Genomic DNA, 15,170 nt, shown 5'->3' with positions numbered 1-15,170 from the left:
TGGCTGTTGCTGTACACGAACCTAGGTCCGAGGATTCACCCCCTCACCCGATCCCTTACGGAGCCGTCGCCATGGGGCACTACAAGTCGAATCTCCGCGACATCGAGTTCAACCTCTTCGAGGTGCTCGGGCGCGACAAGCTGTACGGCAGCGGCCCGTTCGCGGAGATGGATGCCGAGACCGCCAAGAGCATCCTCGAAGAGCTGACCCGGCTTTCGGAGAACGAGCTGGCGGAGTCCTTCGCGGACGCGGACCGCAACCCGCCGGTCTTCGACCCGGAGACCAACACCGCACCCGTACCGGCCAGCTTCAAGAAGAGCTACAAGGCCTTCATGGACTCCGAGTACTGGCGGCTCGGCCTGCCCGAGGAGATCGGCGGCACGACCGCCCCGCCGTCCCTGATCTGGGCGTACGCGGAGCTGGTTCTGGGCGCCAACCCGGCGGTCTGGATGTACTCCTCAGGCCCGGCGTTCGCCCGCATCCTCTTCGACGAGGGCACGGAGCAGCAGAAGCACATCGCCCAGATAGCCGTGGACCGGACCTGGGGCTCGACCATGGTGCTCACGGAGCCCGACGCGGGCTCGGACGTGGGTGCCGGGCGCACCAAGGCGGTTCAGCAGGAGGACGGCTCATGGCACATCGAGGGCGTGAAGCGGTTCATCACGTCCGGTGAGCACGACATGGAGGAGAACATCCTTCACTACGTGCTCGCGCGTCCGGAAGGTGCCGGTCCCGGCACCAAGGGGCTCTCCCTCTTCCTCGTACCGAAGTACCTCTTCGACTTCGAGACCGGCGAGCTGGGCGACAGGAATGGCGTCTACGCCACCAACGTCGAGCACAAGATGGGCCTGAAGGCCTCCAACACCTGCGAGATGACCTTCGGCGACCGCCACCCCGCCAAGGGCTGGCTGATCGGTGACAAGCACGACGGCATCCGCCAGATGTTCCGGATCATCGAGTTCGCCCGGATGATGGTCGGCACGAAGGCGATCTCGACGCTGTCGACGGGTTACTTGAACGCCCTTGAGTACGCCAAGGAGCGCGTCCAGGGCCCGGACCTCGCGAACTTCATGGACAAGACCGCCCCCAAGGTCACCATCACGCACCACCCGGACGTGCGCCGCTCGCTGATGACGCAGAAGGCGTACGCGGAGGGCATGCGCTCCCTCGTCATGTACACCGCGTCGATCCAGGACGAGATCATGGTCAAGGAGGCCGCGGGCGAGGACACCGCCGCCCTCGAGGCCCTGAACGACCTGCTCCTGCCGATCGTGAAGGGCTACGGCTCCGAGAAGGGGTACGAGCAGCTCGCGCAGTCCCTGCAGACCTTCGGCGGCTCCGGCTTCCTCCAGGAGTACCCGATCGAGCAGTACATCCGGGACGCCAAGATCGACACCCTGTATGAGGGCACCACCGCGATCCAGGGCCAGGACTTCTTCTTCCGGAAGATCGTCCGCAACCAGGGTGCGGCGCTGAACTCGCTCGCCGAGGACATCAAGAAGTTCCTGGCGCTCGGCACGGGTGGCGAGGAGCTGTCGGCCGCCCGCGAGCAGCTCGCCAAGGCGGCCGTCGAGCTGGAGGCCATCGTCGGCCTGATGCTCACGGACCTCGCGGCGACCGAGCAGGACGTCAAGAACATCTACAAGGTCGGGCTCAACACGACCCGCCTGCTGATGGCCTCCGGTGACGTGGTCGTCGGCTACCTGCTGCTGAAGGGTGCCGCGGTCGCGGCCGAGAAGCTGGAGACGGCGCCGGCCAAGGACAAGGCCTTCTACACCGGCAAGATCGCCGCGGCCAAGTTCTTCGCGGCGAACGTCCTGCCGGGCGTCACCGGCGCGCGCAAGCTCGCCGAGGGCACCGACCTGGGGCTGATGGAGCTCGACGAAGCGGCTTTCTAGGAGCGCTTCCGTCCGCTTGGGCACAAAGGAGGGGGCCTTTCCAGGAGCGTCGACGCATACCGGAGCCGTACTGGAAAGTGACCTTCCGGTCAGCGTTCCCCTCCGCATAACCCTTACGAGGGCCCGTTCCCCATCGCCGGGAGCGGGCCCTCGTACGTCGTTAAGGTGAACCCATGAGCACACCCCCACGCTTCGATCGCGGCCATACCGACGACCTCATGTCCTTCCTGACGGCCAGCCCGTCCCCGTATCACGCGGTGGCGAACGCGGCCGAGCGGCTGGAGAAGGCAGGCTTCCGGCAGGTCGCCGAGACGGACGCGTGGGAGGGGGCGCACGGCGGGAAGTACGTGGTGCGCGGGGGCGCGCTCGTGGCCTGGTACGTGCCCGAGGGCGCCGAGCCGCACACGCCCTTCCGGATCGTCGGGGCGCACACCGACTCCCCCAACCTGCGCGTGAAGCCGCGGCCGGACAGCGGTGCGCACGGCTGGCGCCAGGTCGCGGTCGAGATCTACGGCGGCCCGTTGCTCAACTCCTGGCTGGACCGCGATCTGGGCCTCGCCGGCCGGCTCTCCCTGCGCGACGGCACGAGCCGGCTGGTGAACATCGACCGCGCCCTGCTGAGGGTTCCTCAACTCGCCATCCACCTGGACCGTTCGGTCACCTCCGAGGGGCTCAAGCTCGACAAGCAGCGGCATCTGCAGCCGATCTGGGGCCTCGGCAACGACGTACGCGACGGGGATCTGATCCGTTTTCTGGAGCAGGAATCCGGCCTTGCCGAGGGCGAGGTCACCGGCTGGGATCTGATGACGCACTCCATCGAGCCGCCGTCGTACCTGGGCCGGGACAAGGAGCTGGTCGCGGGCCCGCGCATGGACAACCTCCTGTCCGTGCACGCCGGTACGGCCGCGCTGGCGGCCGTGGCGACCTGCGACGAGGATCTCCCGTACATCCCGGTGCTCGCGGCGTTCGACCACGAGGAGAACGGCTCGCAGTCGGACACGGGGGCGGACGGTCCGCTGCTCGGGAGTGTGCTGGAGCGTTCGGTGTTCGCGCGCGGCGGTACGTACGAGGACAGGGCACGCGCCTTCGCCGGCACCGTCTGTCTCTCCTCCGACACGGGCCACGCGGTCCACCCGAACTACGCCGAGCGCCACGACCCGACGCACCACCCGCGCGCGGGCGGTGGCCCCATCCTCAAGGTCAACGTCAACAACCGCTATGCCACGGACGGTTCGGGCCGCGCGGTCTTCGCCGCCGCCTGCGAGAAGGCCGCCGTACCCTTCCAGTCCTTCGTCTCCAACAACTCGATGCCCTGCGGCACGACCATCGGCCCCATCACCGCCGCCCGCCACGGCATCAAGACGGTCGACATCGGCGTAGCCATCCTCTCCATGCACAGCGCCCGCGAACTGTGCGGCGCCGAGGACCCATTCCTGCTGGCGAACGCGATGGTGGCGTTCCTGGAGGGTTAGGGGCCGAGTCCGAACCTGTGTCCTCAAGCCTTTGTCCTCAGGTGAGTTGCCTCCGCATGGCCGGTCCGGCGGAGGGTACCCGGCCCGGGTCCGCAACAGCCGTGCGAACGGCGACAGAACACGGACAGGACAGGGAGGCCAGACTCATGGGTCTGGGTGGATGCATCATTCTGATCGCGGTAGGAGCCATTCTCACGTTCGCGACCGACTGGGACATGCAGGGAGTCAACCTCGACCTGGTCGGGATCATCCTGATCGTCGTCGGCCTGATCGGCGTCGCGACGTTCAGCAGTGTCGCCAAGCGCCGGCGTGTGGTGGTTCCGCCCACAACACCGGTGATCGACGAGGAACGGCACCACAGCCGCCGGGACGGATACAGCGACGGTTACGGCGTTTGATCGCCACTTCCTCGACCGCCGGCCACGGCACCGTTCGGTGACGGGTCAGGCCAGCGCGTGCCCCGTAGTCGCGTCCACATGGTCCGGTACCTCGTCGTGGCGGTCGCCGACGGTGGAGGTGCCGGTCGGTTCGAGGACGAGGATCTCGGTGGGGACGGGAGCGTACGGCTTGTGCTCGGTGCCGCGCGGGACTGTGAAGACGGCGCCCCGGGGCAGGACGACCGTGCGCTCGCCGGCCGGTTCGCGCAGGGCGATGTGCAGTTCACCGTTCAGGACCAGGAAGAACTCGTCGGTGTGGTCGTGGACGTGCCAGAGGTGCTCGCCCTCGACCTTGGCCACGCGGACGTCGTAGTCGTTGACGGCCGTCACGATTCGGGGGCTCCACGTTTCCGTGAAGGAGGAGAGGGCCGTTTCCAGCGAGATGGGTTCCATGGGCTCATCGTGCGGGGTAGTCCCGGCGTCGCACGAGTGCTAGGAATCGCATATGCCGCAAGGATCCTCGCACCGGGTCGCCGTGATCGTCGACGAAGGCACCAATCCCTTCGAGGTCGGCGTCGCGACCGAGCTGTTCGGCCTGCCGCGGCCCGAACTGGGCCTCCCCGGACCGCTGTACGACGTGACGCTGTGCACGCCCACCCCCGAGGTCCGGATGAACCACGGCTTCTTCACGCTGACCGGCGTGCCCGGGCTGGAGGCGGTCGACGAGGCGGACACCCTCGTCGTACCCGGCCGCCCGGACAACGTCGTGCCCCGCGGCGCCGCCGTACTCGACGCCATCCGGCGCACCCACGCGCGCGGGGCCCGTGTCATGAGCCTGTGCACCGGAAGCTTCGCGCTCGCCGAGGCCGGCCTGCGAATGGGGGCACCTCCCACGCCCTTAAGGCAGTGGGGGAGGACGCCGGGCCACCACACACTGGCGCTGGGCCGACACGTTCCGAAAGCTGCATCCGAAGGTGCTGCTGGAGCCGGACGTGCTCTTCGTCGACGAGGGCGACATCCTGACCGCCGCGGGCAGTGCCGCCGCACTCGACCTGTGCCTGCATGTCGTACGACGTGACCATGGCGCCGACGTCACCAATGCCGTGTCCCGGCGGCTGGTGTTCGCCGCGCACCGGGACGGCGGGCAGAAGCAGTTCGTGGAGCGGCCAATGCCCGACGTGCCCGACGAGTCGCTGGGCCCCTTGCTGGCGTGGGCTCAGGAGCGGCTGGGCGAGCCGCTGACGGTGGCGGACTTGGCGGCGCGTGCGGCGGTCAGCTCCGCGACGCTGCACCGGCGCTTCCGCACTCAGCTCGGTACGACTCCGCTGGCCTGGCTGACAGGGGAGAGGGTGGCGCTGGCCTGCCGACTGATCGAGCGGGGGGAGGAGCGGCTGGACGTGGTGGCCGCCCGGAGCGGGCTGGGGACGGCCGCGAACCTACGCGCGCGTGTGCGACGCGAGACCGGGCTCAGCCCATCGGCCTACCGGCAGCGTTTCGGACCGGCCGCCGGGGAACCGCTACAGACATGAGATTCCTCGTACGCGACCGGCTCCTCGGCATCGGTGACGACTACTGGATCGAGGACGACCGCGGCAACAAGGTCTTCCTCGTCGACGGCAAAGCCATGCGGCTGCGGGACACCTTCGAGCTGAAGGACGCCCAGGGGCGCGTCCTGATCGACATCCGCCAGAAGATGTTCGCCCTGCGGGACACGATGGTGATCGAGCGGGACGGCCAACCGATCGCGCGGATCAGACGCAAACGGCTGTCGTTGCTGCGCAACCACTACCGGGTGGCCCTGGCGGACGGCAGCACGGAACTGGACGTCAGCGGCAAGATCCTCGACCGCGAATTCGCCATCGAGTACGACGGTGAGCTGCTCGCCGTCATCTCCCGGCGCCGGCTTCACGTGCGGGAGACGTACGGCGTGGACGTCGTACGGGAGGACGCGGACCCGGCGCTGCTGATCGCGGTGGCGGTGTGCGTGATCCATCTGGCCGAGAAGGAACGGGAGGACTGAGAGCCAACGGGAGGACTGAGAGCCAACGGGAGGACTGAGAGCTAGCGGCCAGGCGGCTCCAGCCCCAGCATCCTGTCCTTCAGCGCCGGGAACTGATCCCGGGTCACGCCCACCTTCCCCGGATCGAACTCCACCGTGAGCACCTCCTCGTCCGGGCCCGCCTCGGCCAGTACCTCGCCCCAGGGATCCACCACGATCGAGTGACCGGCCTGCGGAACTCCCGCATGCGTACCGGCCGTTCCACACGCGAGGACGTACGACTGGTTTTCGACCGCGCGGGCCTGGGCCAGCAGCGTCCAGTGGGAGCGGCGGCGTTCGGGCCAGCCGGCGGGGATGACGAGGGTTTCGGCGCCGGCGTCGACAAGGCGGCGGAAGAGTTCGGGGAAGCGGAGGTCGTAGCAGGTCGCGAGGCCGAGCGTGGTCGACGGCAGTCGTACGGTGACGACCTCCGCGCCCGCGCTCATCAGCACCGCCTCGCCCTTGTCGAAGCCGAAGCGGTGGATCTTGCGGTACGAGGCGGTCAGTTCGCCGGAGGGGGAGAAGACGAGTGAGGTGTTGTAGAGGAGGCCGTCGGGGTCCCGCTCGGGGATGGAGCCCGCGTGCAGCCATACGCCCGCGTCGCTCGCCGCCTTGGCCATCGCCTCGTACGTCGGTCCGTGCAGCGGCTCTGCCTCGGTCCCGAAGGACTCGTAGGCGAACGCTCCCGTCGTCCACAATTCGGGCAGCACCACCAGATCGGCACCGGACTGCTCGCGGACGAGGGCGGCCACGCGCTCTCGGCGCGCATCGATCGATTCGCCCCCTTCGTCGTCGTATACACCGATCTGGATGAGGGAGGCGCGCACACTACCACCGTCCTGGCATTCGACCCGCGAAACGGGCCTACGATCGTCACACGAAAGCACTGCCGGGGTGCCTTGCAGCAGCGTAACTTAGCGGTCCAAGACACCCATGCCCGCGCACGAACCGCCCGAGGGGTCCCGTGAGTCTCCATCCCAGCCTTCAGAACTATGCCGACGCCTGGACCCACTCAGTGGAAGCGATATCCGAGCTGGTGCAGCCGCTCGTGGAGGGTGAGTGGAACCGGCGGACCCCCTGCCCGGGCTGGTCCGTCCGGGACATCGTCTCGCATGTGATCGGTATGGACTGCGAGATGCTCGGCGACCCGCGCCCGATCCACACACTGCCGCGCGATCTGTACCACGTGTCGAACGAGCACCAGCGGTACATGGAGATGCAGGTCGACGTACGCCGTCACCACACGGCACCGGAGATGACGTCCGAGCTGGAGTACACGATCATCCGCCGCAACCGGCAGCTGCGGAACGAGTCGCGCGATCCGGACGCCAAGGTACGCGGTCCACTGGGCTCGGAGATCACCCTCGAACAGTCCATGCGCTACCGGGCGTTCGACGTCTGGGTGCACGAGCAGGACCTGCGCACCGCGCTCGGCCGGCCGGGCAATCTGGACTCGCCGGGTGCGTACATCGTGCGCGACGAACTGCTCGCCGTCCTGCCGAAGGTCGTCGCCAAGGAGGCGGGCGCGCCCGCGAACTCCGCGGTCGTCTTCGACGTACACGGACCCGTCGACTTCCTGCGCACGGTCCGCGTCGACTCCGAGAGCAACGGGACGATAGACGGCGCCCCGTCGCTCGGACCGGCGGCCACCCTCACGCTCGACTGGGAGACGTACTTCCGGCTGGCCTGCGGCCGGGTCACCGTCGACGCGGTGGCGGACCGCATCAAGACGGAGGGTGATCTGGAGCTGGCGGCGGCGATCCTGCGGCACTTCGTGGTCACGCAGTAGCCCACGCACTGGCGAGGGCCGCGGGTGCGCCGGACGCCTGAGCGGGGATCGGGCCCCGGCGGGCGCGGAGGTGTTCGCCTCGCGGCCCGCCGTGGGAGGCCCCCCGGCATACGGTCGCGGTCGGTGCTCGGCGGTCAGCGGTCCTCGGTGATGGTGGTCGCGATGCCGTCGGTGAGCTTGACCTTGGCGGAAAAGCCCTTCTTGGCGGCGGCCTCCAGTTCGGCCGGGGTGCACTGGGTCATCTCGGCGGAGTTCGGGCTTCCGCAGATGGTGCCCGCGCCGTAGACCAGGGTGTCGTCGGCGACGAAGAAGGCCTGCTCGACGCCCTTCATGTCGGACACCGTGTACTTGCCCGGGGCGAGGTAGCTGACGTTGCCGAGCCATGTGCCGTTGACGCCCCCCGGGGTGCCGTTCTGCGCGTCGTGCCGTTCGCGGACCACGGTCGCGATGCCGTCCTTCATCGTCACATCGGCGGTGACGGCCTTCTTCTGAGTGGCGGTCTCCAGCTCATCGAGCGTGCACTGCGGACGCGCCTCGGACCGCGGGCTGCCACACACCTGGCCGGCGCCGTATACGAGCGTGTCCTCGGCGACGAAGAACGCCTGCTCCGTCTTGCCCGGGACCTTCACGGTGTACTTGCCGGCGGCGAGGTAGCTGACCGTGCCGTTCTTGAACGTCCCGTTGACGCCCGACTTGGCGCCCGAGCCGTTGTTCGCGACCGGTGCCGAGTCCACCGAGTCCGCCGCGTCCTGCTCACCCGACGCCTTCGAGTTCCCGGTCGTCCCGGAGTCCTTGGAGGACTTGGACGACGAGCTGCCGGAGGACTTCGACGTGCCGGACGAGGAGTCGTTCTGGCACGCCGTCATCATTAATCCGGCGGTGGTGATCGCGGCGGTGACGACGAAGGCCTTGCGCAGGTGGCGGTTCATCACAGAAAACCCTTCCTGGGGCGCGGAGTTGCGGGACCTGGTGGGGCGTCGGCGCGCTTCCGCCGTTCCCCCGCTGTCTGATCACTATGAGGTCCCGAAAGCCCCGCAGGTCACGCTCGTCCCCGCTTCACGACACCGTTGTCACGCGCCCATGACAGAGCAACATCTCGGCTGCGAAGGGCAGTCAGGGACAACCACCTGGCGTCACGCGGGCACGTGCGCCGGTCACGCCGGCACGTGCACCGTCTCCACCCGGCTCGCGACCAGCCGTTCGCGCTCGCGGCGGGCCGCCTGGCGGCGCAGCCGCAGGATCTGGCCGAGGCCGAGCGCCTGGAGCACGAACACCGCGGAAAAGGCGATGCCGTAGTCGTCACCGGTGGCGTCCAGCAGCGCGCCGATCGCGAACAGCGTCGTCATCGAGGCGACGAAACCGCCCATGTTGGTGATTCCGGAGGCCGTGCCCTGACGCTCGGGCGGGTTCGCGGGGCGGGCGAAGTCGAAGCCGATCATCGAGGCGGGGCCACAGGCGCCGAGCACCGTGCAGAGCACGATCAGCAGCCACATCGGCGCGTGGTCGGCGGGGTACGCGAGCGTGGCGGCCCAGACCGCCGCCGTCGACAGCACCGTGCCGAGCGCCAGCGGAAGCCGCGCCGCGTGGTGCCGGGCGACGATCTGCCCGTACACCAGGCCGATCACCATGTTGGAGAGCACGACAAGCGTCAGCAGCTCACCGGCCGTCGCCCGCGAAAGCCCCTGCGCCTCGACGAGGAACGGCAGGCCCCACAACAGCAGGAACACCATCGCCGGGAACTGCGTGGTGAAGTGCACCCACAGCCCGAGCCGCGTCCCGGGCTCCCGCCAGGACGCGACGATCTGCCGGCGCACATACGCGCCGCCCTGGTGTGGGAAAGGCTCCGGTTCATGCCCCTCGGGGTGGTCCTTGAGGAACAGCAGCATCAGTACGAGGACGACGACGCCCGCGAGCGAGCTGCCCGCGAAGGCCGCGGTCCAGCCGACGCCGTGCAGCAGCCGGGCCAGGACGAGCGTCGAGACGAGGTTGCCCGCCATGCCCACCAGGCCCGCCATCTGCGCGACCATCGGGCCACGCCGGGCCGGGAACCAGCGCGCGCCGAGCCGCAGCACGCTGATGAACGTCATCGCGTCACCGAGGCCGAGCAGCGCGCGGGCGGCCAGCGCCATCCCGTACGAGGGCGAGAAGGCGAAGCCCAGCTGACCTGCCGTGAACAGGAGTACGCCGATGGTCAGCACCTTCTTGGTGCCGAGCCGGTCCACCAGCAGGCCGACGGGTATCTGCATGCCCGCGTAGACGAGGAGCTGGAGGATCGAGAAGGTGGACAGCGCGGAGGCGCCCACGTCGAAGCGGTCGGCGGCGTCAAGTCCGGCCACCCCCAGGGACGTACGGAAGATGACCGCGACGAAGTAGACGGAGACGCCGACGGACCAGACCAGGACGGCGCGACGGCCGCCGGGCGGATCGCCGGGGAGGGCCGTGGGCGTGGAGCCTCCCGCGGCGGTCATCGGACGTCACCCCGCGCGAGGCTGGAGAACCAGCTGACGTGCCGGTGGACCAGGTCGACGGCCGCCTCCGCGTCGCCGGAGCGCAGCGCTTCGAGGATCTCGCGGTGCTCGGTGAGCGTCTTGGTGACGCGGTCGGGGTGGGCGTGCATGACGGCGACGCCCATGCGCAACTGCCGGTCGCGGAGCTGGTCGTAGAGCCGCGAGAGGATTTCGTTCCCGCCGCTGCGGACGATCTCGGCGTGGAAGCAGCGGTCGGTGACGGCGGCTGCGGCCAGGTCGCCTGCCTCGGCCTGTTCCCGCTGCTTCTCCAGGAGCTGCGTGAGGCGCTCGATGAGCGCGGGCGAGGCCGGCACCGCCTTGCGGATCGCGTGCTCCTCGACGAGCTGCCGGGTCTCCACGACGTCGGCGATCTCCTGCGCGGAGACAGGCAGGACCAGCGCGCCCTTCTTCGGGTAGAGCTTGATCAGCCCTTCGACCTCAAGCTTCAGCAGCGCCTCGCGAACGGGGGTGCGCGAGACCCCGACCGCCTCGGCCAGCTCGCCCTCGGTGAGCAGCGTCCCGCCCTCGTACCGGCGCTCCAGGACTCCCTGCTTGACGTGGGCGTAGACACGTTCGGCGGCGGGGGGTTGCTTGGCGGGCGGCTGCTTGGCGGATCGGGACGCGGACGACGCGGTCCCGGTCGGGGTCGGGGAGGGTGCTGCAGGCATGCGCACAGCATAGATACAACACGTACGCATCGTCGCGGGCCGTCCAGGATTCGGAACGCACGGCGCTAAATGCACCCCGCCCCACGGATGCTGCAACCACCTGTGCTACTTACGTGTCATACGTGTCGCAGGGGCAGGCGACTCGCTCAGGTCGCCGCCAAGTGGCCGCCCTCCAGGGGCATTTGGGGCATACGACGTAATCGGGGTACTCGACTTGAAAACCGGCATTATGGGCGCACGGGTCCGCAGAGCTGCCGCCGTGGTCATCACCACCGGAGCCATGCTCGCGACCGGAGCCCTCACCGCGGCGCCCGCGACGGCCGCCACCGCGCCCACGATCGCCGCCAAGGGCGGCTACGTGATGAACAACGGCACCGCCAAGACGCTTTACACGAAGGCCGCGGACACCCGCCGCTCCACCGGCTCGACCACGAAGATCATGACCGCGAAGGTCGTGCTGTCGCAGCCGAACCTCAACCTGAACGCCAAGGTCACGATCCAGAAGGCGTACAGCGACTACATCGTCCAGAACAACTGGGCCTCGAACGCCAAGCTGATCGTCGGCGACAAGGTCACGGTCCGTCAGCTGCTGTACGGGCTGATGCTGCCGTCCGGCTGCGACGCCGCGTACGCGCTCGCCGACAAGTTCGGCTCCGGCTCGACGCGGGCCGCCCGCGTGAAGTCGTTCATCGGCAAGATGAACAAGCAGGCCAGGGACCTGGGCCTGAGGAACACGAAGTTCGACTCGTTCGACGGCATCGGCAGGGGCTCGAACTACTCCACGCCGCGCGACCTGACGAAGCTCGCCAGCAGCGCGATGAAGAACTCCACGTTCCGCTCGATCGTCAAGACGAAGAACTACACGGCCAAGACGACCACCAGGACCGGCGGCACCCGCACGATGGCGCCCTGGAAGAACACGAACCCCCTCCTCGGCACCTACACCGGCGCCCTCGGCGTCAAGACCGGCTCCGGCCCGGAGGCCAAGTACTGCCTGGTCTTCGCCGCGACGCGCAACGGCAAGACGGTCATCGGCACGGTCCTCGCGTCGACTTCGTCGACGAGCCGCGCATCGGACGCGAAGAAGATGATGGATTACGCGTTCAGGCGGTAGCAAGAGGTAGGGCGACGGGGAGGGGAGTTGGGCGGGGCAGCCGATGCTCCGCCCAACTCCCCTCCCCGTCTCACTTCTCCGCCTCAGACTCCCACTGGGCCAACAGGAGCAGGTCCAGGAGCCGATCGAGGTCCTACTGAGTACGACTCAACTGGCCAACGGCGCGGCGTACTTCGCCCTGTTCAACGCACCGAATCTGCCGACCGCCATCGCGGCTGCGGCTCTGATCGGCTTACCCGGCAGCGTCCTGCTCATCTCCGTGGAAACCCACATCCAGCGCACCGCCCCGCCCGCCATGCTCGGCCGCATCGGCGCCCTGTTCTTCGCCGTGGACTCCCTCGCCGCCGTTGTCGGCGCACTGGGCGCACCGGCACTCGTCACGACCTTCGGCCTCACCCCGGCACTCAACACCATTAGCGCGCTCGCACTGGTCGCCGTGCCTGTCTTGGCTTCCAAGAAATCGAGGCAGGCATTCTCCGACCGGGTCCCCGAGGGGCACTGAGAGATTCTCGAGACCGTAACTGGAGCTTGCGGTCTCAGCATTTCCGCAGGTGGAGAGTGGTGGAGAAAAGGTCTCCCGGCTCAGGGCTGGCACCTCACGGTGGACTCGACGAAAGACAACCACGCCTTCGGCGCAAGCCGGAGTATCGGGCCGTCGAGGTCCTTGGAGTCGCGGATGGCTATGGTGCCGGGGATGTTGCGGGCGACTTCGACGCACTCGCCGTGCGGGTCGCCGCTGCTGTACGTGGACTTCGCGAACTGGAACTCGGACACGTTGGCCTACATCTCCTTGCGGATGCTGTCGATGAGGCTGACGGAGTTGTGCTGCGCCAACCCCAGCCGCGTGATGCGATCGAAAATCGCGTCGTGGTGTGCGGCATCAGTCTCGCTCTCGAGCCAGACCTTCGTCGACACGGTATCCGCCTGAACAACGTCCAGAGCACCGGGCTCGGCGAAGGAAACCAGGGTGAAGGCGCTGGTCATCCCGGGGTGAGCGCCCGCGATGAACGGGACGATCTGGACGCGTACGTTGGGCAGTTGAGCCGCATCGAGAAGGTGCTCCAACTGGGCGCGCATGACATCCCTTCCACCGACCAGCTGCCGCAGCGCACCTTCGTGCAGCACTGCCCATAGGTGCAGCGGGCGCTCACCGGCCAGCCTCGCCTGCCGGGCCATCCTCGCCGCCACGAAGGACTCGATCTCGTCGAGGTCCTTCCAAGCTCCGTTACCCACGGCGAGAGCGCGGGCGTAGTCGGCGGTCTGCAAGAGGCCCGGAACGAAGGCGAGTTGCCAGGTACGAAGCTCTGTGGCGATGTCTTCCAGGGCGACGTACTCGATCTGCGCCTTCAGGTGGGGGTACTGGTTCCACCAGCCCTTGGCCTTGCGGCGGTCACGGTCGGCCTTGGCCAGCGCCAGTAGGCGGTCGATGCCCTTCGGATCGTCCTGCCCGTAGAGGTGGCAGAGCGCCCGCACGTCCGGATCCCTCACAGGCACGAGACCACGCTCCATCTTCGCGACCTTGGCCACCGACGCCGACAGAGCCTCAGCCGCATGCGTCTGACGCATCCCGCACCCCTCGCGCATGCGCAGCAGCTCCCCGCCGAGTCGGCGCGCCAGCACCGTCGACACAGACACACCGCGATCAGGGTTCCTGCCTGCCATATCGCGCTCCCTCCCAGCAAGTTGGTCACAGTCTGTGCCGTCTCCACACTGTGAGCAAGCAAGTTCGAGTAGAAATTTATGGCCTACCGACGTGATGGCCTACTCGACTCGCAGCTACGGTCAGCACTCAATCACCTACTCAGCGACACCAGTTGATGGAAGTGCACCGTGCCGCCCACCCCAGGGCTTGTACGGCAGAGCCCCCCACCAATCTGACGGCCACCCCGAGCATCCAGCCCCGCACAAGGAGGTGCACGCCGATGACCGGCTCCTGTGACCCGGACCGTCACGACGCCATCAGCTACACCCCGTATCCGCAGAACATCCCCGTCGCCCGCAGACGCGTCGCCCAGCTCGCAGTCGACTGGGGCCAATCCGGCGTAGCCGCCGACGCGGCGCTGCTGACAAGCGAGTTGTGCATCAACGCCCTGCTGTACGGCTGCCTGCACGACCGACTGTTCCGAGTGGAGACCTCGCTCACCGCCAAGGCCTTCCGTATCGCCGTCACCGACCCGAAAGGCGAGCGCCTGCCGGAACCCCGCACGGCGGACGACGGCGACCAGTTCGGGCGCGGGCTGCTCATCGTTCGTACGCTCTCCAGCCGATGGGCCGTGGAGAAGCTCACCGTGGGAAAGACGGTGTGGGCAGAGCTGGACATTCCGGGAGCGCCGAATGCGTAGGCTGCTCGGCCGTCTGCGAGGGTGCCGCGACGGTACCTTGGCGGCACGGCGAAAGGGGATGCAGATGGCAGCCGAGTGGCAGGTCGCAGTGGCAGAGGCTCGGGAAGCCAACGGATTCACGGGCGAGGTCGTCCAACGCACCGTTGACGGCATCGGGACAGCCCTGCGGCTCGACCACCGGGCCGATTTCTACACGGAGTTGGGCGCCCTGACCGACTCCGGCAGCTTCGACGCCTTCCTCAACCACTGGTGGACCCAGGCACTCGCCGACTCGGCGTCGGACGAGGAGACCCGCCGGGCGGCGATCGACTTCGCCGACGTGACCGTCTCCCTGTATGCGCGCGCCGTGGGCGGCCCGACGTCCACCCCGGAACAGATCGAGGCCATCGCCGCCGGATCGGAAGTCCCTTGACATACACGATCATCTGGGAGAGGACCGCGTCCGAGGGCCTCAAGCGACTCCGGGCGCGCGACGGTGACTCGGTGAAGCCACTGGTCAAAGCGATCAACGAACTTGCCCGGAATCCTGAGCCCGCCACAAGCAGCAAACTCGGCGGCACCAGCCTGCGACGACTGCGTGTCGGCGCCTACCGAGCCACGTACGAGATCGACGGCGGGACCGTCGCCATCAAGATCCTCATGGTGGGAAGCACAGCCGTCTGAACTCGGCACAGGGTCCACAAGTGGGCTGCCCCGTCATGGTGACGACTGGGCAGCCCTCTCCGCGTGTTCCTCATCCGCAGACACCGGGCGCCCTCCGCCATACCGGAGGAGCATCGAGACTTTCTCGAGACAGTGACTGGAAGTCACTGTCTCAGCATCCCCGCAGGTAGAGAGTGGGGACGAGCCCCCTTGAGGAGGCCGAGGTGCAGCCCGCCGTGCTCAACCAGCCCTGCCCCGGGCCACTGAAGCGGGACCGACAGAGGGGGCGGCCGCAATCCCAACTTGCGACCGCCTCTCTGCGT

The 15,170-nt window shown here is 68.2% G+C and carries 17 protein-coding genes and 1 pseudogene; 11 read left to right on the top strand and 7 right to left on the bottom strand.

Features of this window, described 5'->3' with window-relative positions:
• Nucleotides 1-71: 71 nt before the first annotated feature.
• The 3 genes from G6048_RS08880 (at nucleotide 72) to G6048_RS08870 (ending at nucleotide 3,768) form a co-directional block, all read left to right on the top strand.
• Nucleotides 72-1,898, top strand: coding sequence for an acyl-CoA dehydrogenase (locus G6048_RS08880; RefSeq protein WP_165338905.1), 1,827 nt, complete (start codon nucleotides 72-74; stop codon nucleotides 1,896-1,898).
• Nucleotides 1,899-2,071: 173 nt separating this feature from the next.
• Nucleotides 2,072-3,370 (top strand): M18 family aminopeptidase, encoded by a 1,299-nt coding sequence (locus G6048_RS08875; RefSeq protein WP_165338904.1) that lies wholly within the window; start codon nucleotides 2,072-2,074, stop codon nucleotides 3,368-3,370.
• Between the two features lie 146 nt (nucleotides 3,371-3,516).
• The gene (locus G6048_RS08870) at nucleotides 3,517-3,768 is read left to right on the top strand and encodes a DUF6458 family protein (protein ID WP_165338903.1); all 252 of its coding nucleotides are present in this window, start codon (nucleotides 3,517-3,519) and stop codon (nucleotides 3,766-3,768) included.
• A 45-nt stretch (nucleotides 3,769-3,813) separates the two neighbouring features.
• Here G6048_RS08870 and G6048_RS08865 read toward each other — a convergent pair whose 3' ends face one another.
• Complete coding sequence (locus G6048_RS08865; RefSeq protein WP_033320395.1) at nucleotides 3,814-4,200, bottom strand: cupin domain-containing protein; 387 nt, start codon at nucleotides 4,198-4,200, stop codon at nucleotides 3,814-3,816.
• Between the two features lie 52 nt (nucleotides 4,201-4,252).
• Between G6048_RS08865 and G6048_RS08860 the strand changes: the two are divergent.
• Nucleotides 4,253-5,276 (top strand): annotated as a pseudogene (locus tag G6048_RS08860) (helix-turn-helix domain-containing protein).
• Nucleotides 5,273-5,767: an LURP-one-related/scramblase family protein gene (locus tag G6048_RS08855; protein WP_165338902.1), complete on the top strand. Its 495-nt coding sequence runs from the start codon at nucleotides 5,273-5,275 to the stop codon at nucleotides 5,765-5,767. The pseudogene G6048_RS08860 and the gene G6048_RS08855 overlap by 4 nt, the downstream one beginning before the upstream one ends.
• A 41-nt stretch (nucleotides 5,768-5,808) precedes the next feature.
• Here the strand turns inward: G6048_RS08855 and G6048_RS08850 are convergent, their stop codons facing one another.
• Nucleotides 5,809-6,612: a carbon-nitrogen family hydrolase gene (locus tag G6048_RS08850; protein WP_165338901.1), complete on the bottom strand. Its 804-nt coding sequence runs from the start codon at nucleotides 6,610-6,612 to the stop codon at nucleotides 5,809-5,811.
• Nucleotides 6,613-6,749: 137 nt separating this feature from the next.
• Here G6048_RS08850 and G6048_RS08845 point away from each other — a divergent pair, with 137 nt between their 5' ends.
• A complete protein-coding gene (locus G6048_RS08845) occupies nucleotides 6,750-7,574 on the top strand; it encodes a maleylpyruvate isomerase family mycothiol-dependent enzyme (protein WP_165338900.1) in 825 nt (274 codons plus the stop codon).
• 134 nt (nucleotides 7,575-7,708) lie between these two features.
• On the opposite strand, the gene G6048_RS08840 is transcribed toward G6048_RS08845, so the two are convergent.
• The 3 genes from G6048_RS08840 to G6048_RS08830 all read right to left on the bottom strand — a co-directional run bounded on the left by G6048_RS08840 (nucleotide 7,709) and on the right by G6048_RS08830 (nucleotide 10,749).
• Nucleotides 7,709-8,503: a hypothetical protein gene (locus tag G6048_RS08840; protein ID WP_165338899.1), complete on the bottom strand. Its 795-nt coding sequence runs from the start codon at nucleotides 8,501-8,503 to the stop codon at nucleotides 7,709-7,711.
• 225 nt (nucleotides 8,504-8,728) lie between these two features.
• A complete protein-coding gene (locus G6048_RS08835) occupies nucleotides 8,729-10,042 on the bottom strand; it encodes an MFS transporter (protein ID WP_165338898.1) in 1,314 nt (437 codons plus the stop codon).
• Nucleotides 10,039-10,749, bottom strand: coding sequence for a GntR family transcriptional regulator (locus tag G6048_RS08830; RefSeq protein WP_165338897.1), 711 nt, complete (start codon nucleotides 10,747-10,749; stop codon nucleotides 10,039-10,041). The genes G6048_RS08835 and G6048_RS08830 overlap by 4 nt, the downstream gene beginning before the upstream one ends.
• 214 nt (nucleotides 10,750-10,963) lie before the next feature.
• Between G6048_RS08830 and G6048_RS08825 the strand changes: the two genes are divergently transcribed.
• Both G6048_RS08825 and G6048_RS08820 read left to right on the top strand, forming a co-directional pair.
• Nucleotides 10,964-11,863: a D-alanyl-D-alanine carboxypeptidase family protein gene (locus G6048_RS08825; protein WP_165338896.1), complete on the top strand. Its 900-nt coding sequence runs from the start codon at nucleotides 10,964-10,966 to the stop codon at nucleotides 11,861-11,863.
• Between the two features lie 43 nt (nucleotides 11,864-11,906).
• Nucleotides 11,907-12,365, top strand: a complete 459-nt coding sequence (locus G6048_RS08820) for an MFS transporter (RefSeq protein ID WP_165338895.1) — start codon at nucleotides 11,907-11,909, stop codon at nucleotides 12,363-12,365.
• A gap of 80 nt (nucleotides 12,366-12,445) precedes the next feature.
• Here the strand turns inward: G6048_RS08820 and G6048_RS08815 are convergent, their stop codons facing one another.
• Together G6048_RS08815 and G6048_RS08810 are read right to left on the bottom strand one after the other, a co-directional pair.
• Nucleotides 12,446-12,637, bottom strand: a complete 192-nt coding sequence (locus G6048_RS08815) for a DUF397 domain-containing protein (RefSeq protein WP_165338894.1) — start codon at nucleotides 12,635-12,637, stop codon at nucleotides 12,446-12,448.
• A gap of 6 nt (nucleotides 12,638-12,643) precedes the next feature.
• Nucleotides 12,644-13,525 carry a helix-turn-helix domain-containing protein gene (locus tag G6048_RS08810; protein WP_165338893.1) on the bottom strand — a complete coding sequence of 294 codons (882 nt, stop codon included), beginning with the start codon at nucleotides 13,523-13,525 and terminating at the stop codon, nucleotides 12,644-12,646.
• A 260-nt stretch (nucleotides 13,526-13,785) separates the two neighbouring features.
• On the opposite strand from G6048_RS08810, the gene G6048_RS08805 reads away from it, so the two are divergent.
• The 3 genes from G6048_RS08805 to G6048_RS08795 all read left to right on the top strand — a co-directional run bounded on the left by G6048_RS08805 (nucleotide 13,786) and on the right by G6048_RS08795 (nucleotide 14,868).
• Nucleotides 13,786-14,205, top strand: coding sequence for an ATP-binding protein (locus G6048_RS08805; RefSeq protein WP_165338892.1), 420 nt, complete (start codon nucleotides 13,786-13,788; stop codon nucleotides 14,203-14,205).
• 64 nt (nucleotides 14,206-14,269) lie between these two features.
• Nucleotides 14,270-14,617 (top strand): hypothetical protein, encoded by a 348-nt coding sequence (locus G6048_RS08800; protein ID WP_165338891.1) that lies wholly within the window; start codon nucleotides 14,270-14,272, stop codon nucleotides 14,615-14,617.
• Entirely contained in the window at nucleotides 14,614-14,868 is a 255-nt protein-coding gene (locus G6048_RS08795) for a type II toxin-antitoxin system RelE family toxin (RefSeq protein ID WP_165338890.1), read from the top strand. The genes G6048_RS08800 and G6048_RS08795 overlap by 4 nt, the downstream gene beginning before the upstream one ends.
• Nucleotides 14,869-15,170: the final 302 nt, after the last annotated feature.

This window comes from Streptomyces ureilyticus (assembly GCF_011045025.1).
Taxonomy (GTDB): Bacteria; Actinomycetota; Actinomycetes; order Streptomycetales; family Streptomycetaceae; genus Streptomyces; species Streptomyces ureilyticus.
This window is presented reverse-complemented; position numbering and strand designations above follow the sequence as displayed.